18 protein-coding genes and 2 pseudogenes are annotated in these 19,785 nt (G+C 70.1%); 3 read left to right on the forward strand and 17 right to left on the reverse strand.

Features of this window, described 5'->3' with window-relative positions; all coding sequences use genetic code 11:
* Window positions 1-204 (forward strand): integrase core domain-containing protein (locus AC1DWC_RS11690; protein ID WP_477908211.1); only part of this gene is annotated, 204 nt, incomplete at its 5' end.
* A 13-nt stretch (window positions 205-217) separates the two neighbouring features.
* On the opposite strand, the gene lpqB is transcribed toward AC1DWC_RS11690, so the two are convergent.
* From lpqB to ahcY, 5 genes and pseudogenes are all read right to left on the reverse strand, one after another.
* Window positions 218-2,005 (reverse strand): MtrAB system accessory lipoprotein LpqB, encoded by a 1,788-nt coding sequence (lpqB, locus tag AC1DWC_RS11695; RefSeq protein ID WP_477908213.1) that lies wholly within the window; start codon window positions 2,003-2,005, stop codon window positions 218-220.
* On the reverse strand, window positions 2,002-3,738 hold the full coding sequence (gene mtrB, locus AC1DWC_RS11700) for an MtrAB system histidine kinase MtrB (RefSeq protein ID WP_477908215.1): 1,737 nt from the start codon (window positions 3,736-3,738) through the stop codon (window positions 2,002-2,004). Before mtrB ends, lpqB begins: the two co-directional genes overlap by 4 nt.
* Window positions 3,735-4,421: an MtrAB system response regulator MtrA gene (mtrA, locus tag AC1DWC_RS11705; protein ID WP_477843858.1), complete on the reverse strand. Its 687-nt coding sequence runs from the start codon at window positions 4,419-4,421 to the stop codon at window positions 3,735-3,737. The genes mtrB and mtrA overlap by 4 nt, the downstream gene beginning before the upstream one ends.
* Window positions 4,418-5,083 (reverse strand): dTMP kinase, encoded by a 666-nt coding sequence (locus AC1DWC_RS11710; protein WP_477908417.1) that lies wholly within the window; start codon window positions 5,081-5,083, stop codon window positions 4,418-4,420. The genes mtrA and AC1DWC_RS11710 overlap by 4 nt, the downstream gene beginning before the upstream one ends.
* A gap of 48 nt (window positions 5,084-5,131) precedes the next feature.
* Window positions 5,132-6,595 (reverse strand): annotated as a pseudogene (ahcY, locus tag AC1DWC_RS11715) (adenosylhomocysteinase); the annotation flags it as partial.
* A 187-nt stretch (window positions 6,596-6,782) separates the two neighbouring features.
* On the opposite strand from ahcY, the gene AC1DWC_RS11720 reads away from it, so the two are divergent.
* Window positions 6,783-7,766, forward strand: a complete 984-nt coding sequence (locus tag AC1DWC_RS11720; protein WP_477908217.1) for an iron-siderophore ABC transporter substrate-binding protein — start codon at window positions 6,783-6,785, stop codon at window positions 7,764-7,766.
* On the opposite strand, the gene AC1DWC_RS11725 is transcribed toward AC1DWC_RS11720, so the two are convergent.
* From AC1DWC_RS11725 to AC1DWC_RS11775, 11 genes and pseudogenes are all read right to left on the reverse strand, one after another.
* A complete protein-coding gene (locus tag AC1DWC_RS11725; RefSeq protein ID WP_477908219.1) occupies window positions 7,741-9,045 on the reverse strand; it encodes an MFS transporter in 1,305 nt (434 codons plus the stop codon). The two genes, AC1DWC_RS11720 and AC1DWC_RS11725, sit on opposite strands and share 26 nt — an antisense overlap.
* 54 nt (window positions 9,046-9,099) lie before the next feature.
* Entirely contained in the window at window positions 9,100-9,711 is a 612-nt protein-coding gene (locus AC1DWC_RS11730) for a TetR/AcrR family transcriptional regulator (protein ID WP_477908221.1), read from the reverse strand.
* A gap of 121 nt (window positions 9,712-9,832) precedes the next feature.
* Window positions 9,833-10,006 (reverse strand): rubredoxin, encoded by a 174-nt coding sequence (locus AC1DWC_RS11735; protein WP_477843834.1) that lies wholly within the window; start codon window positions 10,004-10,006, stop codon window positions 9,833-9,835.
* Window positions 10,006-10,170: a rubredoxin gene (locus AC1DWC_RS11740; RefSeq protein ID WP_477908223.1), complete on the reverse strand. Its 165-nt coding sequence runs from the start codon at window positions 10,168-10,170 to the stop codon at window positions 10,006-10,008. Before AC1DWC_RS11740 ends, AC1DWC_RS11735 begins: the two co-directional genes overlap by 1 nt.
* A 2-nt stretch (window positions 10,171-10,172) precedes the next feature.
* Complete coding sequence (locus AC1DWC_RS11745; protein ID WP_477908225.1) at window positions 10,173-11,393, reverse strand: alkane 1-monooxygenase; 1,221 nt, start codon at window positions 11,391-11,393, stop codon at window positions 10,173-10,175.
* Window positions 11,394-11,523: 130 nt separating this feature from the next.
* Window positions 11,524-13,083 (reverse strand): amino acid permease, encoded by a 1,560-nt coding sequence (locus AC1DWC_RS11750; protein WP_477908227.1) that lies wholly within the window; start codon window positions 13,081-13,083, stop codon window positions 11,524-11,526.
* A gap of 103 nt (window positions 13,084-13,186) precedes the next feature.
* Window positions 13,187-14,107, reverse strand: a complete 921-nt coding sequence (locus tag AC1DWC_RS11755) for a cation diffusion facilitator family transporter (RefSeq protein ID WP_477908229.1) — start codon at window positions 14,105-14,107, stop codon at window positions 13,187-13,189.
* A gap of 78 nt (window positions 14,108-14,185) precedes the next feature.
* Window positions 14,186-15,421 (reverse strand): mannose-6-phosphate isomerase, class I, encoded by a 1,236-nt coding sequence (gene manA / locus AC1DWC_RS11760; protein WP_477908231.1) that lies wholly within the window; start codon window positions 15,419-15,421, stop codon window positions 14,186-14,188.
* Complete coding sequence (locus tag AC1DWC_RS11765) at window positions 15,421-16,542, reverse strand: tobH protein (RefSeq protein WP_477908419.1); 1,122 nt, start codon at window positions 16,540-16,542, stop codon at window positions 15,421-15,423. The genes manA and AC1DWC_RS11765 overlap by 1 nt, the downstream gene beginning before the upstream one ends.
* A pseudogene (locus tag AC1DWC_RS11770) lies at window positions 16,535-17,896 on the reverse strand (phosphomannomutase/phosphoglucomutase); the annotation flags it as partial. The pseudogene AC1DWC_RS11770 and the gene AC1DWC_RS11765, both read right to left, overlap by 8 nt.
* A gap of 126 nt (window positions 17,897-18,022) precedes the next feature.
* On the reverse strand, window positions 18,023-18,403 hold the full coding sequence (locus AC1DWC_RS11775) for a DUF3499 domain-containing protein (RefSeq protein WP_072843794.1): 381 nt from the start codon (window positions 18,401-18,403) through the stop codon (window positions 18,023-18,025).
* An 81-nt stretch (window positions 18,404-18,484) separates the two neighbouring features.
* On the opposite strand from AC1DWC_RS11775, the gene AC1DWC_RS11780 reads away from it, so the two are divergent.
* Window positions 18,485-18,979 (forward strand): metallopeptidase family protein, encoded by a 495-nt coding sequence (locus AC1DWC_RS11780; protein ID WP_477844392.1) that lies wholly within the window; start codon window positions 18,485-18,487, stop codon window positions 18,977-18,979.
* A 118-nt stretch (window positions 18,980-19,097) separates the two neighbouring features.
* On the opposite strand, the gene AC1DWC_RS11785 is transcribed toward AC1DWC_RS11780, so the two are convergent.
* Window positions 19,098-19,331: a WhiB family transcriptional regulator gene (locus tag AC1DWC_RS11785; protein ID WP_169888194.1), complete on the reverse strand. Its 234-nt coding sequence runs from the start codon at window positions 19,329-19,331 to the stop codon at window positions 19,098-19,100.
* Window positions 19,332-19,785 lie beyond the last annotated feature (454 nt).

Consider the following 19,785-nt stretch of genomic DNA (forward strand, 5'->3'; position numbering starts at 1 on the left):
ATCAAACCGCACTGCCCGTGGCAGAACGGCAAGGTCGAACGATTGAACCGCACTCTGCAGACCGAGTGGGCGTACCGGCAGGTCTTCATCACCAACGCCGAGCGGACCGCCGCACTTGCGCCCTGGCTTGAGCACTACAACACTCGACGYCGCCACAGCGCACTCGGCGGACTCCCGCCGGTCAGCCGTCTGGCACCAACCTGATGGCCGGGTACACCTAGCCCGGCAGGATCGGGATCGCCTTGACCCCGGTCAACCCGGGCACCTCACGCCAGTAGCGGTCGCCGGCCGGGTCGTTGTTGTTCAGCTGGAACACCGCGCGCGCGTCCGCCACGAACACCGTGGTCACCGACGCGTCGACGGAGCTCACCGGCGCCGAGAGGTTCCGGCTCGGCAGGGCGTCCATCCGGGACCCGTCGACCGCCACGGACACCACCGGGATGTCCGAGGCCGCTCGGGCCACCACGATCGCCTCGCCGCTGCTCCAGTCCAGGGACAGGGCGGGGCTGCCCAGTCCGATCGCGACGGGCCGCGGCGCGGTCAGCGCGTAACCGCCGTCCGGCCTCGGGACCACCGTCGCGACGTACACCTTGCCGTCGACGATCAGCGCCGCCCGGACGCCGTCCCGGGACAGCCGCAGTTCGGTGATCGTGGCGCCCAACGGGGCGAGGTCCGCGGTGTCCACCGGCAGTACCACCAGCTGACCACCCTGGGGGTCGCGGACCACCCGCACCACCGAGGTGCCGTCGACGACGGTCCACACCGCCGGCTCGGTGCGCGACCACGTCGGCCGCGTCATCGAGCCCGCCTCGAGGGCCGGCGTCGCGAAGCCCTCGACGGGCCCCACCATCAGCGCGCTCCTGGGCTCCGGCTCGGGCTTGCCGGTGTCGGCCACCGCGGCCGCCAACCGGCCGTCCCGTGAGAGCGCGATCGACTCCAGAGTGGTGGCGGTGCCGAAGTATCCGGGCATCGCGCTCACCCCGGTGTCGTTGACGGCCACCAGCGCGCCGTCGACCAGCCCGTGCAGGCCCACTGTCGTGCTCGCGGTCGCCATCGGGTTCGTCGAGGACACGTCGGCGGTGGTCCAGCCGTTCGCGTACCGCTCGTCGAGAGGGGCGCCGTCACCCGTCAGCACGTACGGTCCGGAGATCTCGGCCGCCGCGAGGGTCCACACCACCTGGGCGGCGAGCAGGTCGCGGGCGTTCTGGTCGAGCGCCGACGCGCCGGTGAAGTCGATGTGCAGGCCGCCGAAGCCGACCCCGACCCCGGCGCTGCGGCCGTCCGCCTTGGTGATCGGTGCCAGCACCGACACCTTGCCCGCCATGTTCTGCACCGCGTCGGAGAGCGCGGGCTTGGGTCCGGCGATCAGCAGCTCGATCAGTCGTCCCGGCATCTGTTCCTGAGTCGCGGAGATCCACCGGAGGTCCGGCACCACGGTGGTGCCCGACGGGTCCAGGAAGTACAGCGCCTTGCGCTGGTAGGTCTTGAGGAACTGCGGGCGGTCCATGATCACCCCGGGCGGCAGGTCGTCGATCCGCCACTCGCCGTTGACCTTGCTCAGGCGCACCTTCGCCTCGAAGTTTCCCTCCACCGCCTGGTACTGCCCGCCGTCGTCCAACTGGCCGACCCGGTTGGCCCGGATCGTGTAGGTGGCCTGGTCGTCGGCGCGGGACTCCGGCAGCACGTCCACCTTGTCCACGACGGTGGTGCTGGCGGTGTCGTCCCAGCGGGCGGACGCCGCCGGCGTGAGGAACTGGCGAGCCGCCAGGTGCTTGTCCGCCGGGTCGGTGCTGGCCGAGAAGAAGTCCCGCAGCAGCAGGTCCGGTTCCCGGCCCGGCGTCGGCACCGGCACGCTGACGACCACCGGCTCACGGGTGATGGTGCCGATCGCCTGCGGCGACGACGACTCCGGCAGACTCGCGCAACCGCCGACCACTACGGCGACGGCCAGCAACGCGGCCGTCAGCGAGATCCGCCCGCGACCGCGCCGGCGCTCGCCCGTCACGGCCGCCGCTCCCGCAGGACCGGCACGCTGGAGGCCTGGTCGGGATCGAGGGCCTCACCGGAGGGATCGGCGTGCCCGCTGTGCGGGCGTTCCGCGCCGGGCAGCGGGCGGCCCTGGACGTGCTTGACGCTCGGCGGCCGCAACGGCAGCGGACTGCTGGTGATCTTGTGCCCGCGCACCAGCGGCAGGGTGAAGCGGAAGCAGGCACCCTCCCCCGGCTCGCCCCACGCCTCGAGCCGACCGTCGTGCAGCCGCGCGTCCTCGACGCTGATCGCCAGGCCGAGTCCGGTGCCCCCGGAGCGGCGCACCCGAGACGGGTCGGACCGCCAGAACCGGTTGAACACCAGCTTCTCCTCACCGGGTCGCAGGCCGATGCCCTTGTCCCGAACGATGAATGCGGCCGCGTCTTCGTCGGCGCGCAGGCGCAGCAGCACCGGTTTGCCCTCCCCGTGGTCGATGGCGTTCGCGAGCAGGTTCCGCAGGATCCGTTCGACCCGGCGTGGGTCCGCCGAGGCCAGCACGGGCTCGTCGGGCAGGTCGAGGATCAGTTCGGTCCCGGACTCCCGGGCCAGATGGCGGATCGTGGCGACCGCCGCGCGGGCGCTCATCCGCAGGTCCAGCTTCTCGGCCGCCAGCTCCGCCACGCCGGCGTCGTGCCGGCTGATCTCGAGCAGGTCGTTGAGCAGTGACTCGAACCGGTCCAGCTCGGCGACCAGCAGCTCCGAGGACCGGCGCATCGCCGGGTCCAGGTCGGCGCTGCCGTCGTGGATCAGCTCGGCGGCCATCCGGACCGTGGTCAGCGGGGTGCGCAGCTCGTGGCTGACGTCGGAGGTGAACCGTTTCTGCAGGTTGCCGAACTCCTCGAGCTGGGCGATCTGCTTGGACAGGCTCTCGGCCATGTCGTTGAAGGACATCGCCAGCCTGGCCATGTCGTCCTCGCCGCGGACCGGCATCCGTTCGCGGAGCTTGCCGTCGGCGAACCGCTCGGCGATCCGGGACGCGGACCGGATCGGGAGCACCACCTGCCGGGCCACGATCATCGAGATCGCGGCCAGCAGCACCAGCAACACGACCCCGCCGACGAGCAGGGTGCTGCGCATCAACGACAGGCTCTTGTCCTCGCTGGCCAGCGGGAACACCAGGTACAGCTCGAGTGTGGAGACGTCCGACGCGGTGGGGCTGCCGATGATCAGCGCGGGACCGCGGTAGCCGTCCGAGTCGGAGACCGTGGCGAACTGGTAGCTGACCTGACCGTTCTTGACGAACTCGCGCAGGTTCGCCGGGATCTGGTCCTCGGGCCCACTGGAGACCCCCTCGAGCGGCGGGATGCCGGGCACGATCAGCACCGGGTTGAAGGTGCCCGCCGCCCCGGTCGCCGGGCCCGTGTCGGTGCGACTGGTCAGGGCGGCGGCCGCGGCGTCGAGCCGTGCGGCCAGCGAGCTGCTGTCGTCGGATCCGGCCAGCTGGTTCTGCACGGTGTTACGGGCCCGATCCATCTCCTCCGTCGCGGCGCTGATCTTCGCCTCGAGGAGCCGGTCGGTGATCTGGCTGGTCAGCACGACACCGAGGATCGTGATCACCACCAGCGAGAGCGTCAGTGTCGACACGACCACCCGCAGCTGCAGCGAACGACGCCACAGGTGTGCGAGCGAACGGCTCCACCCACGAAAACGACGCAGCACCGGACCGAATGTGCCACCGATCCGGCGCCGCGCGCGAGTGCGTCCGATCACGGCGGTCCGGCCTTGTAGCCGACCCCCCTGACCGTGAGCACCACTTCGGGATTCTCCGGATCAGTCTCGACCTTGGCGCGCAGGCGCTGCACGTGCACGTTGACCAGCCGGGTGTCCGCGGCGTGCCGGTATCCCCACACCTGCTCGAGCAGCACCTCGCGGGTGAACACCTGGCGGGGCTTGCGGGCCAGCGCGACCAGCAGGTCGAACTCCAGCGGCGTCAGCGCGATGAGCGCGCCCTCGCGGGTCACCTTGTGCGCGGGCACGTCGATTACCACGTCGGCGATGGCGAGCAGCTCGGCCGGTTCCTCCTCGGTGCGACGCAGCCGCGCCCGCACCCGGGCCACCAGCTCCTTCGGCTTGAACGGCTTCATCACGTAGTCGTCCGCACCGGACTCGAGGCCCAGCACCACGTCGACGGTGTCCGTCTTGGCGGTGAGCATGACGATCGGCACGCCGGAGTCCGCGCGCAGCACCCGGCACACGTCGATGCCGTTCATCCCGGGCAGCATCAGGTCGAGCAGAACCAGGTCCGGCCGGATCTCCCGGACGGCGGACAGCGCCTGCGTGCCGTCACCGACGACGAAGGGCTCGAACCCCTCGCCGCGGAGCACGATGGTGAGCATCTCGGCCAGGGCCGTGTCGTCGTCGACGACAAGAATGCGTGGCTTCATGGTCTCTATCGTGTCACTTCCGACGGCAACCGACGCTGATTGGTTACGTCGGCGGCGAGTTGGGCCGGATCCACGTCGGGCCCGACCACGGTCCACGGCGAGATCCAGCCGCGCGCGGCGAGCCCGTCGTAGACCTCGCCGGTGCGGGCCTGCAGCCCGCCGTCCCGCTCGTAGGCGTCGCGCTGCCGGTCGGCCTCCTCGCCGGCCCGGTCGCGGGCCCGCTGCGCGGCCAGCTCGACCGGCACCCGCAGCAGCACCTGACGGTCCGGGCGCGGCAGGTCGAAGCGGCCGAACTCGAGGTCCTCGATCCACTGCACGGCCGGCCCGGCGGCGCCCTGGTGGCTGCGGGCCGCGGTGTAGGCGGCATTGGAGGCCACGTAACGGTCGAGCAGCACGACGTCGTGCCCGGCGACCAGTTCGCGCAGTTCCCCCGCCGCATCCCGGCGGTCCAGCGCCCACAACAGGGCCATCGCGTTGACGGACTCGGCGGTGTCGCCGTGGAAACCGCGCAGCGCCTCGGCGCCGAGGTCCGCGTGCACGGAGACCCCGTACCGGGGGAAGGCCAGGGTGGCCACGGACAGTCCGTCCGCGCGCCAGGACGCGACGACGGCGTTCGACAGCGTCCGCTTGCCGGCCCCGTCGAGGCCCTCGAGTGCGATCAGTGTTCCCACGATGATCCAGCTTAGCTGCGCGGACGACCGTGGCCGGCCCCGGAGTCCGGGGCCGGCCGGGCCCTCGACGTCGACGCCGATGTACTCGGCCTGCTCCTTGGTCAGCTTGGTGATCGAGCCGCCGAGCGCCTCGACGTGGATCCGCGCGACCTTCTCGTCCAGGTGCTTGGGCAGCCGGTAGACCTCGTTGTCGTACTCCTCCGGCTTGGTCCACAGCTCGATCTGCGCGATGGTCTGGTTCGCGAACGAGTTGGACATCACGAAGGACGGGTGCCCGGTGGCGTTGCCCAGGTTCAGCAACCGGCCCTCGGACAACACGATGATGCTGTGGCCGTCGGCGAAGGTGAACTCGTCGACCTGCGGCTTGATGTTGATCCGCGTGACGTCGGCGGCGCGCTCGAGGCCGGCCATGTCGATCTCGTTGTCGAAGTGGCCGATGTTGCCCAGGATCGCCTGGTGCTTCATCTGCTTCATGTGCTCGAACGTGATGATGTCCTTGTTGCCGGTGGACGTGATCACGATGTCGGCCTGGCTGATGAACTCCTCGACGGTCTTGACGTCGAAGCCGTCCATCAGCGCCTGCAGCGCGTTGATCGGGTCCGCCTCGGTGACCGTGACGCGGGCGCCCTGGCCCTTGAGCGCCTCGGCGCAGCCCTTGCCGACGTCGCCGTAGCCGCAGACCAGCGCGGCCTTGCCGCCGATCAGCACGTCGGTGCCGCGGTTGATGCCGTCGAGCAGCGAGTGGCGGGTGCCGTACTTGTTGTCGAACTTGCTCTTGGTGACCGAGTCGTTGACGTTGATCGCCGGGAAGACCAGCTCGCCTGCGGCGGCGAACTGGTACAGGCGCAGCACGCCGGTGGTGGTCTCCTCGGTGACGCCCTGGACGGACTCCGCGACGGCGGTCCACTTGGTCGCGTCGGCGGCCAGCGAGGCACGGAGCAGCGCCAGGAACACCTTGTACTCGTCCGAGTCGTGATCCTCGTCGGTGGGCGGCACGACGCCGGCCTTCTCGAACTGCGCGCCGCGCAGCACCAGCATGGTGGCGTCACCGCCGTCGTCGAGGATCATGTTCGCGGACTCACCCGGCCAGGTGAGCATCTTCTCGGCCGCCCACCAGTACTCCTCCAGCGTCTCGCCCTTCCAGGCGAAGACGGGGACGCCCTTGGGCTCCTCCGGGCTGCCGTGCGGGCCGACGACGACGGCCGCGGCGGCGTGGTCCTGGGTGGAGAAGATGTTGCACGACGCCCAGCGGACCTCGGCGCCGAGGGCGACGAGCGTCTCGATCAGCACCGCAGTCTGGATGGTCATGTGCAGCGAGCCCGACACGCGCGCACCCTTGAGCGGCTGCACCTCCGCGTACTCGCGGCGCAGGGTCATCAGGCCCGGCATCTCGTGCTCGGCGAGCCGGATCTCCTTGCGGCCGAACTCGGCGAGCGAGAGGTCCGCCACCTTGAAGTCGATTCCGTTGCGGCTGTCCGCCACGAGGTTGTTCTCAGACACGCTGGTCGTCATCTGCCTCTCCTGTTTGGATTTGTCTCGGCCCAGGCTATCGGGTTCGGACCCCGTCCGAAGACCAGCCGTCCGTGTACGGACCCCCGGCCCGCCGGCATCCCCACCCAACTTCTAAGGTGAGGGTAACCAAACAAACGAAGGGTGGTGCGGCATGGTGTCGGCATTGAGGCGGCGGACGGTTCTGTCGATGGGTCTGGTCGCGGCGGCCGTGATGGCGGTCGGCTGCTCCTCGACCTCGGCGGAGGGCACGTCCGATGCGGGGGCCGGGGCCGCCGCCGAGGCGGGCGCGCTCCCGGTGACGATCGACCACGTGCACGGATCGACCTCGGTCGAGGCGGTGCCGCAGCGGGTCGCCGCGGTGGGCATCGGCGACGCGGACGTCCTGCTCGCCCTCGGTGTGACTCCGGTCCTGGTGCCCGCGTGGAAGGGATCCGTCGACACCGGCATCGGCGAGTGGGCGAAGCCCGCCCTGGCCGGCGCGACGCCGCCCGCTCTGGCCAATGCGACGGCCGGATTCGACGTGGAGAAGGTCGCGGCGTCGAACCCGGACCTGATCGTCGCCGTGAACAACGCCATCGACGCGAACGTCTACGGCCAGCTCAGCGCGATGGCGCCGACCGTGCTGCATGCCGCCGACCAGGCCGACTGGATGCTGCCGTGGCAGCAGGTGACCACCCGGATCGGCGACGCCGTGGGTCGTCCGGCCAAGGCCGCGGAGCAGGTCCGCATGGTCGAGGACACCTTCGCCCGCGCCCGTAGCGAGCACCCGGAGTTCGCGGGCAAGTCGGCGATCCTGGTCCGGTACCTCGACGGCGACAAGTTCCGGGCCTACAGCCCCGCCTCCGCGCGCGGCCAGCTGCTCACCGAACTCGGATTCGGCGTCCCGGCGCAGCTGCGCGACCGCTTCGGCGATGCGCTCTACACCGAGATCTCCGCGGAGAACCTGGGCCTGCTCGAGGCGGACCTGCTGGTGGTCGACAACTACGACGCGGCCGCCGCGCGGCTCGACGCGCTGCCCACGTTCACGGGCCTGCAGGTGGTCCGCTCCGGCGCGATGGTGGGCCTGGACCCCGTGGTCAGCGACGCCGTCTCCATGCCGAACCCGCTGACCATCCCGTTCTCGGTGAACGCGGTGCTGGAGAGGATCAGCCGGACGCCGGTCGGGGCCTGACGGCCGCACGCGCCGCCGCGGCCCAGATCCCGGCCGCGGCGGCGGCGACCACCACGGCGAGGGTCCACCACGGCGTGGACGGCGCGACCGTGCCGGCGTCGACCAGGTCGTAGATCTGCCCGATCGCGAGGGAGCCGACCAGGGTCATCAGCCCGCCGAGGGTGCTCAGCATGCCGAAGTGGGCGCCGAGGTGCCGCTCGCCGGCCAGCACGCCGATGGTGTCGCGCATCGGCGGCACCATCAGCATCTGGCCGAGATGCAGGGCGGCCACCCACAGGCCCACGCCGACCAGCCCGGCGGCCACCGAGTCGGACGCAAGGGCTCCGGTGACGATCGGGAACAGGAACGACGCGGCGATGACCCCCATCCCGGCGACGATCGCCGTGTGGTGGCCCAGGCGGTGTGCCAGCGCCACCGTCGGCGACTGACCGACGATCACCAGTACCGCCGACGCGACGAAGAACCAGCCGAGCGCGGCCTGCGAGCCGGTGACCCGTTCGAGCTGTTCGGGCAGCATCAGGTACAGCTGGTTGTAGGCCACCAGTTGGAAGCCGCACAGCGCGACGAAGACCATGAACCGGCGATTGTGCAGGACCGTCCGCCAGACCACCCGCAGGCCGTCCGGACCCTGGGCGCCGGTCGGCCGGTGCGAGGTGGACGCGTCCGCGGGCAACCAGAGCGCGAACATCACGCCGAGGCCGGCGAAGAGGACGGCAGCCGCGATCGTCGTCCACGCGAAGGGCACCCCCAGCAGCAACGCGCCGAGCGCCGGGCCGATCACGGTGCCGAACCGGCTGCACATCTGCTCGATCCCGAACAGTTCGGTGCGGCGGATCCCCCCCGACTCCTCGAGCCCGCGCCCGTAGGCCGCGTTCGCGGCCTCCACCGCGGGTGAGAACAGCGCCGCCGCCAGCCCGACCAGGACCACGCCGACGATCATCGTGGCCAGGCTCGATGCCACCCCCAGCACCACGAAGCCCACCACCCGGATCGCGATGCCCAGCAACACCATCGGGCGAACCCCGAACCGGTCGGCGAGGCTGCCGCCGAGGAAGAACATGCCCTGCTGGCTGAAGGTGCGCAGGCCCAGGACCAGTCCGATGGCCCACCCCGCCAGGTGCAGGTCGTCGGCCAGGTGCACCGCGAGGAACGGCACCACGAGGTAGAAGCCGATGTTGAACAGCACCATCGACGCCAGGATCAGGCGCACCGCCGGAGGCAGGGTGCGCGCCGTTCTCAGCGCCGAGGTGACGGGACCGAGAGGGCGGACACGCAGCACGAGTGGTCAGCCTAGTCGGGTCGCACCGGGCGCAGGGACCCCGCGACCGGGCAGCTACGCGTGCGCGCCGATGATCGCCTCGATGAACGGCACGAAGGTCCGCGACAGGTCCTCGGCCACATCCCGGTCCGAGTCGGGCGGCATCGAGATGTAGCTGATCGCCAGGCGGACGATGCCCCGGCTGAGAATTCCGGCCTCGGCGGGCGGGGCCTGGACCCAGCTGCGTTCCAGCGTCTCGGCGAGCCTCGCCGAGGCGTGCTCGAGCAGGGGCCCGCTGTCGGTGGTGATCAGCCGGAGCAGGTCGGGCTTCGCCTCCCCGGTCAGCAGGGACTGCACCAGCGGATCGGAGGCGCTCTGCCGGAAGAACATGGTGAAGCCCTCGACCAGGGCCACGTGCGGCCGGCCCACGTTGGCGTAGATCGCGTCCTCGACGGCGCCGACGAAGCGGTCCGCGAGCCGCAGGGCATAGGCCTGCGCGAGCCCCTGCCGGGACTTGAACTCGTTGTAGACGGTCTGCCTGCTGACCTGCGCGCCCGCCGCGACATCGGTCATGGTCACCTCTGACCAGTCCTTCACCGACAGCAGGTCCCGCATCGCGTCCAGAACCGACTCCCGCAGGAGGGTGCGGGTGGCCTGCTGGTACGGGAGTCGGTTCGACGGAGCCATGGTGGCGAGAGTGGCATTGTGCGTGCGCGGCGTCAAACGTGGACGGCGTCACCGTGCACACCGGCAGTGGCGGCCGGTTCGCGCAGGTCGGCGATCCCGGTCCCGGCGATCGCGACCGAGGTCATGACCGAGCGACCTCGACCATGTCGAAGTCGGCCTTCGCGGCGCCGCAGTCCGGGCAACTCCAGTCGTCCGGGATGTCGTCCCACCGGGTGCCCGGGGCGATACCGTCGTCGGGCCACCCCAGCTCCTCGTCGTACTCGAATCCACACTGGACACAGCGGTACAGCCTCATCACGCACTCCTCGCGAAATCGATCTTCTCCCGCACTCCGCAGTCCGGGCAGCACCAGTCGTCGGGGACCGAGTCCCACCCGGTGCCGGCCGGGAAGCCCTCGCGCGGAGCACCTTTCGACTCGTCGTAGACGTACTCACAGACCGGGCACCGGTAGGCAGCCATGATCACGCCACCCCGAACCGGGCGTAGATGCGCTCACGCTTGGCCGGCTGCACGTTCACCCGGGTGATGTCGCCGTCGTAGTGGTCGAGGACGCGGTGGTCCATGACCTTGCGCCAGACCTGCGGGCAGTACGCGAGGGTGATCATGCTGGCGTAGCCGCTGGGAAGGTTCGGCGCGCCGTCCATGCTCCGCAGCGTCTGGTAGCGCCGGGTCGGGTTGGCGTGGTGGTCACTGTGCCGCTGCAGGTGGTACAGGAAGATGTTCGTGCAGATGTGGTCGGAGTTCCAGCTGTGCGCCGGGGCGCAGCGCTCGTAGCGTCCGCTCGCGGTCTTGCGCCGAAGCAGGCCGTAGTGCTCCAGGTAGTTCACGGTCTCGAGCAGCGAGAACCCGTACACCGCCTGGATCGCCAGGAACGGCAGCACCTCCCAGCCGAAGCCGGCCACCAGCGCCGCGTACAGGACCACCGACATCAGCCAGGCGTTGAGCACGTCGTTGTGGATGCTCCACACGCTCTTCTCGAGCCGCTGCATCCGGGCCTTCTCGAGTTCCCACGAGGACCTCAGGCTGCCCCAGACGCTGCGCGGCAGAAAGGCCCAGAAGGACTCGCCGAAGCGCGCGCTGGCGGGGTCCTCCGGGGTGGACACCCGGACGTGGTGGCCGCGGTTGTGCTCGATGTAGAAGTGCCCGTAGAACGTCTGGGCCAGGGTGATCTTCGAGAGCCAGCGCTCGAGCTCGTCCTTCTTGTGCCCCAGTTCGTGCGCGGTGTTGATGCCGATGCCGCCCACCACGCCGATGCTCAGCGCCAGCCCGATCTTCGACGCGAGTCCCAGCCCGCCGTCGATGCCGAGCCAGCCCAGGTTGTCCGCGGTCCACAGGTAGCAGGCGAACACCAGGCTCGCGAGCTGGAACGGGATGTAGACGTACGTGCAGTACCGGTAGTACTTGTCGTTCTCGAGCCGCTCCATCACCTCCTCGGGCGGGTTCTGCCCGTCCGGCCCGAAGAAGACGTCGAGCACCGGCAGCAGCCCGTAGACGAGGATCGGCCCGATCCACCACCACACCGGCGAGACCGCGGACCAGCCCAGCTCGTTGAATCCCCAGACCAGCCCGGCCGCGAGGAACACCGCCGTCGGCGGGACCAGCCCCAGCAGCCAGAGGTGCCGCTTCTTGTCTCGCCACTGCGCGGCGGGTACCTGCTCCGCTGGGTCGACTCGCATTGCCATGACCGCCTCCTCTCGAGGGCCGGCCCACATCAGTGAGCCAGGTCACCCGAGAGTTGACAGTACGCCGCCATTTGTCTGCGGTCTATACAAATACCAGAATTTGTAAACGGCGTCCGGGGGCGGCCGGCGGTCAGAGGCCCACCCCGCCCGGGCCCTCGGGCCCACCCAGGTGACCGAGTGCCTTCGCCTCGACCCCCGGTTCCGCCCGGTTCCGCCGCCCGACCATCGAGTGACGGTGCCCGTAGGCAAAGTAGACGACGATACCGATCGCCATCCAGACGACGAACCGGATCCAGGTCTCGACCGACAGGTTGAGCATCAGCCACAGGCAGGCCAGCACCGCGAGGATCGGCACCAGCGGGACCAGCGGGACCCGGAAGCCGCGCGGCAGGTCCGGCCGGGTACGACGCAGCACGATCACGCCGAGGCACACCAGCACGAAGGCGAACAGGGTGCCGATGTTCACCATCTCCTCGAGGGTGCCCATCGGGAAGAAGCCGGCCAGCAGCGCGGAGACGACACCGACGATGACGGTGATCCGCACCGGGGTGCCCTTGCGGCCGGTGTGCGCCAGCTGGCGCGGCATCAGCCCGTCCCGCGACATCGCGAACAGCACTCGGGTCTGGCCCAGCAGCATCACCATCACGACGGTGGTCAGGCCGGCCAGGGCACCCAGGTTGATCACCCACTGCGCCCAGGTGATGCCGTGGAACTCGAAGGCCGTCGCGAGCGTGGAGTTCTCGCCCGCGAGGTCGGTGTACTTGACCATGCCGGTGAGCACCAGCGTCACCGCGACGTACAGGACGGTCACGATCAGGAGGGAGGCGATGATGCCTCGCGGCAGCGCCTTCTGCGGGTTCTTGGTCTCCTCCGCCGTGGTGGCCACGACGTCGAATCCGATGAACGCGAAGAACACCAGGCTGGCGGCGGCGAGCAGGCCGTACCAGCCGTAGGTGCTGCCACCCGCCCCGGTGAGGAACGAGAACAGCGACTGGTGGATGCCCTCGCCGGTGCTGCCCGGCTGCGACGGCGGGATGTACGGCGAGTAGTTGTCCTTGTTGATGTAGAAGGCACCGACGACGATCACCAGCAGCACCACGCCGACCTTGATGCCGGTGATCACCGCGGACACCCGCGAGGACAGCTTGGTGCCGGTCACGAGGATGACGGTCAGGACCGCGATCAGCAGGATCGAGCCCCAGTCCATGTCCACCGGCCCGATCGAGACCACCGTCGACCCTTCGGCGCCGAGCACATTGCCCAGGTACAGCGACCAGCCCTTGGCCACCACCGAGGCCGCGAGCGCGAACTCGAGGATCAGGTCCCACCCGATGATCCAGGCCACGAACTCGCCGAAGGTGGCGTAGGAGAAGGTGTACGCGCTGCCGGCCACCGGCACGGTGGAGGCGAACTCGGCGTAGCAGAGGGCTGCCAGCCCGCAGGCGATCGCCGCCAGCACGAAGGCCAGCGACACCGACGGCCCGGCCACGTTGCCCGCGGTCCGCGCCGTCAGCGTGAAGATGCCCGCGCCGACGACGACGGCGACGCCGAACACCGTCAGGTCCCAGGCGGTGAGGTCCTTGCGGAGTTTGCTGTCCGGCTCGTCCGTGTCCGCGATCGACTGCTCGACCGACTTGGTGCGGAAGATCCCGGACTGTCGCCCAGACTCCGGCTTCTCGTGCACTGCCATCTTTGCCTCCTCGAGAGGGATCCAGCTGAGCCTATGACCCCGGGGCCCGCTCGAACAGGATTGTGTGGACGCCTCGCGCGTCAGGTAAGTGGTACGGGCCCGGTTACACGGGGGCCGTGCGGTACAGGTCGGGCTCGAGGTAGATCACCCGGGCCGTCGGCACCGCCGCGCGGACCCGGGCCTCCGCCTCGTCGATCGCGGCCGCGATCGTCTCGATGTCGGATCCCGGTGCCACCGCGACCTTGGCGGCGACGAGCAACTCCTCCGGGCCGAGGTACTGGGTCTTGCAGTGGATGACGCGGTCGATCTTCGACCCGTCGACCAGGGCGGCGAGGATCCGCTCCTCCTCGTCCTCGGTGGCGCCCTCGCCGATCAGCAGGCTCTTCATCTCGATGATGAGGATGACCGCGATGACGCCGAGCAGGACGCCGATGCAGAGCGTGCCGATGCCGTCGAAGACGGGATTGCCGGTGAGCATCGACAGGCCGACGCCGCCCAGCGCCAGGACCAGACCGACGAGTGCGCCGGTGTCCTCGAGCAGCACCACCGGAAGCTCCGGACTGCGCGAGGTCCGGATGAAGCGCCACCAGCCGGCCTTCCCCTTGAGCGGGCGCGACTCCTTGACCGCGGTGAGGAAGCTGTAGGCCTCCAGGCCGATTGCGATCAGCAGGATCACCACGGCGACCATGGGCGAGGACAGGTCCTCGGGGTGCTGGATCTTGTGGATGCCCTCGTACAGCGCGAACATCGAGCCGAGGGTGAACAGCACCAGCGCCACCACGAACGAGTAGAAGTAGCGGTTGCGCCCGTACCCGAACGGGTGCAGCTTGGTGGCCGCGCGGTTGGCCCGGCTCTGCCCCAGCAGCAGCAGGCCCTGGTTCGAGGTGTCGGCGACCGAGTGCACGGACTCCGCGAGCATCGACGACGATCCCGTGATCAGGAACCCGGCGAACTTGGCGACCGCGATCCCCGCATTCGCGGTCAACGCCGCGACGATCGCCTTCTTGCCTCCACTAGCTGACACTGCAGTACTCCTCCCCCGGCCGGCTTCTGCGGTCCGAGAATCGATCCGGGCGCTGACTACGGCGCGACGGCCCGACCGTCACCCGACCGAGGCGCTGAACAGCTGGGCGTCCGGGGTGGACGCCGATGCCGTCAGCGCGGGATCCGAGGCAGCGATCCACGCCGCGTCGCCCTGGTCGAGCACGAGGGTGTCATCGCCACCGCGAATTGTGACAGACCCGGAGGTGCAGAGCAGGATTCGGGGACCCGACGCGTCGAACTCCACGGCGGCCGGATTCGCGACACCGTCACGGGCGAGGTCGACGCGGGCGAGCGAGAACTCGGGCGCCGGCGTGTCGTAGACGTGCACGCCTGTCCCCGGCACCGGCGCCGGCAGCAGGAACGATCCGGTCAACGGCTCGAAGTCCAACACCCGCAACAGTTCCGGGACGTCGACGTGCTTGGGCGTCAACCCGCCGCGCAGCACGTTGTCCGAGTTCGCCATCATCTCGACGGCGAGGCCGTGCAGGTACGCGTGCAGGTTCCCGGCGTCGAGGTACAGGCCCTCGCCGGGCTCCAGGGTGACCCGGTTGAGCAGCAGCGACGCCAGCACACCCGCGTCGCCGGGGTAGGACTCGCCCAGCCCGAGCACGGTGCGCACCTCGTTGGCGAACGGGCGCTCGGCGCCGGGCGCGGCGGCCAGGTAGCGGACGCAGCCGTCGAGGATCCGCGGCAGCAGCGCACCCAGCGCCGGCTGCGGCAGCGTGATCCAGGTGGTGAACAACGCGCGCAGGCCTGCCGAATCCGGTTGCCCGGCAAGGAGTTCGATGTGGTGCGCCAGTTCCGGCACGTCGAGGGCCCGCAGCAGTTCCACGGTGCGGTGCGGATCCCGGAACCCGGCCAGCGCCTCGAACCTGGTCAGCGCCACCACGAGTTCCGGCTTGTGACTGTCGTCGCGGTAGTTGCGTTCGGGCGAGTCCAGGGCAATGCCGTCGGCCTCCTCACGCAGGAAGCCCTCCTTGGCCTGCTCCGCACTCGGATGTGCCTGGAGCGAGAGCGGTTCCTCTGCCGCGAGCAGCTTGAGCAGGAACGGCAACCGGTCCCCGAATCCGGTGCGTGCCCGGTCCCCCAGCTGTCCCGCCGGGTCGGCGTCGATGGCGTCGAGCAGCGAGCGGGACCCGTCGTCGGTCAGCAGCCGCGCCGGGTCCGCGGGGTGCGAGCCGAGCCAGAGTTCGGCCTCGGGATGGTCCGAGGGCACCGGGCGACCGCACAGGGCGGCGATCGCCGTGCGCGAACCCCAGGCATAGGTGCGCAGCGCACCGGAGAGCAGGTGCACTAGCTGCCGCCGATCAACTGCAGGTAGGCGGCGGCCATCCCCAGCCGCACCGCGGTCACCGCGAGCTGCTCGACCTCGGTGCGCTCGCCCCGAGCCGGTCCCGCGGCCCGTCCTCCCATGTCGCGGTCCCCCATGTCACGGCCCCCCATCTCGATCGTCTCCTCTTCCCCTGCGGCCAGCACCAGTTCGGCGTCCGGGAGGGCGGCGATCCGCCGTCCGGCGACGGCGCGCGTGCCGGACGTGGCCAGCGCGAACACCCGCACCGGGCGCACCGGCGGCGGGCCGTCGAGTTCCTCGTCGTGGAAGATCGGGTCGTAGTCGGCCGGCCGCGCCGCATCGGCGCCGGCGAAGCGGGCGCGAGCGGCCAGCACGTCGCCGAGGTCGGCCGCCGAGGCGACCGTGCCCGCGGCGCGCAGCACCAGTTCCGCGCAGTGCCGAGCCAGGGCCGTCGTGGCCGGGCCGTCCCCCGCCAGGACCACCCGACGGCCACGCATGCGGACGGCCGTCGACTTGGCGGGGTTGTGGAACACCTCGTTCTCCGGGTGCCCCCGCAGGGCCTCGGCGTCGAGCCGGTCCGCGAGCTCACCGAGGTCGGGCAGGAGGTCCCGCGCGCGTACCGACTCGAGCGCGGTCAGCACCGCCAACCCGGCGGCAAGGTAACGGGGGAAGGCGTAGTGGTCGGGCACGTGGACCCGCGGCGGCAGCAGCATCGCCCGGCCGGCGCCCGCCGCCCGCAGCGGACCCTCGTCCGGCGCCGCCAGCACCACCTCGGCGCCGCGGCGCAAGGCGCCGTCCGCCGCCTCGAGCAGCCGGGGGTCACCGGCGTCGTCGCCGGCCACCACCACCACGTCCAAGGGCCCGACCCAGGGCGGCACCGCGCTCAGCTGCAGCAAGGGCAGCCCCACCCGGGAGCCCAGCGCGGCGGTGAGCACGGACGCTGCGGCCGCGGCCCGGCCGGGTCCGGTCACCAGCACCACACTGCGGGGACGCAGCCCGGCGAGCCGGTCCAGCGCACCCTCGGCCMCGGCCGCGGCCGKGGCCCGGACCTGCGCGCCACCGAGCGCGGCAGACCGCATGGAACCGTCGACGTCGGCGGCGACCACACTTGCCGCGTATCTCAGTTACCAACGAATCGACGTCTTCCGACGTGCGGGCCTCTACGTTGAGCCGGAGCAACGGCTCGGTGTTCGACGCGCGCAGGTTGAACCAGGCGCCGTCGCCGAGGTCGACGGTCACGCCGTCGAGCCGGTCCACGGACGTCGTCCGCGACGCGAAGGCCGCGACGACCGCGTCGGTGCGCTCGGCGGCGACGGCGACGGTCGAATTGATCTCCCCGGACGCCGCGTACCGCTCGTAGCTCGCCATCATCTCGGACAGCGGCCGGTCCTGGCCGGCCAGCGCGGCCAGCACGTGCAGGGCCGCCAGCATCCCCGAGTCCGCACCCCAGAAGTCGCGGAAGTAGTAGTGCGCCGAGTGCTCGCCGCCGAAGATGGCGCCGGTCTCGGCCATCTGCTGCTTGATGAACGAGTGCCCGACCCGGGTGCACACCGCGGTGCCGCCGAGTTCGGCGACCAGTTCCGGGACGGCCCGTGAGGTGATCAGGTTGTGGATGACGACCGCCCCCGGCTCCTTGGCCAGTTCACGCTCGGCTACCAGCGCGGTGACCGCGGACGGCGAGACCGGGTTGCCCAGCTCGTCGACGACGAAGCAGCGATCCGCGTCGCCGTCGAAGGCCAGTCCGATGTCCGCGCCGGTCTCGCGCACGTACGCCTGCAGGTCCACCAGGTTCTTCGGGTCGAGCGGGTTCGCCTCGTGGTTCGGGAAGGTGCCGTCGAGTTCGAAGAACAGCGGCCGCACCGACACCGGCAGCGCGCCGAGCACGGCGGGCACGGTGTGCCCGCCCATGCCGTTGCCCGCGTCGACGGCCACGGTGAGCGGTCGCATCTGCGACAGGTCCACGAGCCCGCGGACGAACGAGGCGTACTCGTCGAGCACGTCCTGCTCGGTCACCGAGCCGGTGGCGCCGTCGTGGGACGGGACGCCGGCGATCACCTCGGCGGCGACGGTGGCCAGGCCGGTGTCCTGGCCGACCGGCTTCGCGCCGGCCCGGCACAGCTTGATCCCGTTGTAGCGCGCGGGATTGTGGCTCGCGGTGAACATGGCGCCGGGGCAGTCCAGGAGCCCGGACGCGAAGTACAGCTGGTCGGTGGAGGCCAGCCCGATCATGACCACGTCGAGGCCCTGGGCGGTCACCCCGTCCGCGAAGGCCTGAGCGAGTTCCGGTGACGAGGCGCGCATGTCGTACCCGATGGCCACCCGGGTCGCGGCCTGCGCCGGATCCGGGGTGTCACGGACGAGCCGGGCGAACGCGCCCGCCACGTCGCGAACGAAGTCGGCGTCGATCTGTTCACCGACCACCCCGCGCACGTCGTATGCCTTGATCACGGCATGGACGGATTCGGCGGAACGTGCCACTGCATTTCTCCTGCGTTCGGGGATTGTCTTCTCGCGCGCTGTCTCGGTGGGAAGCCTAGTGCCCCAGACCGGACACGCGGAATCAGCGGCCGACGCCGCGGCGGGACCGCATGGTGGATTCGAAGATCAGCTGGTGGGGTCCGGCAGCACCCGCAGGTGACCGCGACGTCCCGTACGCGGCGCGGAGACGGCCGGAGCCGCATGCTCGACACCGCGGGACTCGACGTGGACGCGTTCGCCCCGGCCGGCCTCGCGCACGGCCTCCGCCAGTGCGGTCAGGTCGTCCTCGTCGGGGCTCGTGGCGAATCCACCCTCGTAACGGACCAGTTCCCAGCCCTTCGGCGCGGTTATCCGAGAGGCGTGCGCATCGCACAGGTCCCAGGAATGCGGCTCCGCCACCGTCGCGAGCGGACCGACGACCGCGGTCGAGTCGGAGTAGACGTACGTCAGAGTCGCAACGGCAGGGTTCTTGCAACCCGGCCGGCAGCATCGACGTAGTGATATCACGAGAGTGAGGGTATCCCGCCGCTCCGCCAACTCCTACTCGGACACACCGAGTGACGATCGCGGTCGGTAGGATTGACACTCATGCGCAGAGCCCGACACGGTCGACCACTGAGTTCCCGATCGGCGGCTCGCCGGGGACGCGGGATCCGCGGACCGCTGCTGCCCGCGAGCGTTCCGGCATGGCGCAGCCGCGCGGAGAAGTTCGACCTGCTGGTGCTGGAGGCGTTCGCACCGATCGACGCCCGCTGGCACGACCGGATCGCCAAGCTCGACATCGCGGTCGACGAGGTGCCGAAAATTCGTGCACTGGACCCGGATTCGGTGACCTGGCCGCCCGAGGTGGTGGCCGAGGGACCCGTCCCGCTGTCACGACTGGTGCCCGCGGGCGTGGACCGGCACGGCGCCACGACCCGGGCGCGACTGGTGCTGTTCCGGCGCCCACTCGAACTGCGGGCCAAGCGCCAGGAGGACCTCGTCGACCTGCTCAACGAGGTGCTGGTGCGCCAGGTGGCCACCTACCTCGGAGTGGACCCCGAGGTGGTCGACCCCGACCTCACCGAAGACCCCGACGACTGACGGTCCGACAACCACACCGAAAACGTCACTGCCGGTTGATGACTGACCTCAACGGCCGGAAACTCGGTACGGCTGCGCCGACAGTAGTCGACGCAGCCGTACCGGACTCCCCGTTGTTCTAGACGATCCCCCGCTTGAGGCGCCGGCGCTCACGTTCCGACAGGCCGCCCCAGATGCCGAACCGCTCGTCGTTCGCGAGCGCGTACTCGAGACATTCCCCCCTGACCTCGCAGCCAAGGCAGATGCGCTTGGCCTCGCGGGTCGATCCCCCCTTCTCCGGAAAAAAGGCTTCCGGGTCGGTCTGCGCACACAGCGCGCGTTCCTGCCATTGGTCTTCGATGGCCTCGAACATGTCGTCGAAGCCGGTTTGCACCAGACTCAGCACCGGACGGACGACCCCCATGTCGTCCTGCGTCTGACTGACGCCCAGTGCCGTGCCCCCCGTGGCATCGATCTGCGGTTCCCCTTCAATGGCGCTCGGGAGAGTTAGTGATTCCTCGTACTGGATGGACATCATGCCGCCTCCTCACCTCTTGATTAGCGCAGAAATTTCATGAGCAGTCGGGACTCCCGACAATGTCATTCGAAATGAAACAGACGTTCGAATCGCTACCCATCGCAATGGATCTCGGATGATGAGCATGGAATGACATAGATGTGATTAGACACGCCCAGCTACCGAGGGTCAAGCTGTCAGCTAATTTTCCCTTACCATCCCCGACGAGCGATTCCGGACTGCTGCGCATATGTCCGGTTCTGCGCGTGTCGTGGTCGGCGCATGACGCTGGCACGGTGCCACTCGGTGG

It is taken from the genome of Rhodococcus sp. P4_C10 (assembly GCF_056402135.1).

Excerpts from the sequence above, each read along its gene's own strand:
- AC1DWC_RS11720 (WP_477908217.1), top strand. The coding sequence starts at position 6,783 with ATGGGTCTGGTCGCGGCGGCCGTGATGGCGGTCGGCTGCTCCTCGACC.
- AC1DWC_RS11730 (WP_477908221.1), bottom strand. The coding sequence starts at position 9,711 with ATGGCTCCGTCGAACCGACTCCCGTACCAGCAGGCCACCCGCACCCTC.
- AC1DWC_RS11740 (WP_477908223.1), bottom strand. The coding sequence starts at position 10,170 with ATGGCTGCCTACCGGTGCCCGGTCTGTGAGTACGTCTACGACGAGTCG.
- AC1DWC_RS11750 (WP_477908227.1), bottom strand. The coding sequence starts at position 13,083 with ATGGCAGTGCACGAGAAGCCGGAGTCTGGGCGACAGTCCGGGATCTTC.
- AC1DWC_RS11745 (WP_477908225.1), bottom strand. The coding sequence starts at position 11,393 with ATGGCAATGCGAGTCGACCCAGCGGAGCAGGTACCCGCCGCGCAGTGG.
- AC1DWC_RS11785 (WP_169888194.1), bottom strand. The coding sequence starts at position 19,331 with ATGTTCGAGGCCATCGAAGACCAATGGCAGGAACGCGCGCTGTGTGCG.
- AC1DWC_RS11780 (WP_477844392.1), top strand. The coding sequence starts at position 18,485 with ATGCGCAGAGCCCGACACGGTCGACCACTGAGTTCCCGATCGGCGGCT.
- AC1DWC_RS11735 (WP_477843834.1), bottom strand. The coding sequence starts at position 10,006 with ATGAGGCTGTACCGCTGTGTCCAGTGTGGATTCGAGTACGACGAGGAG.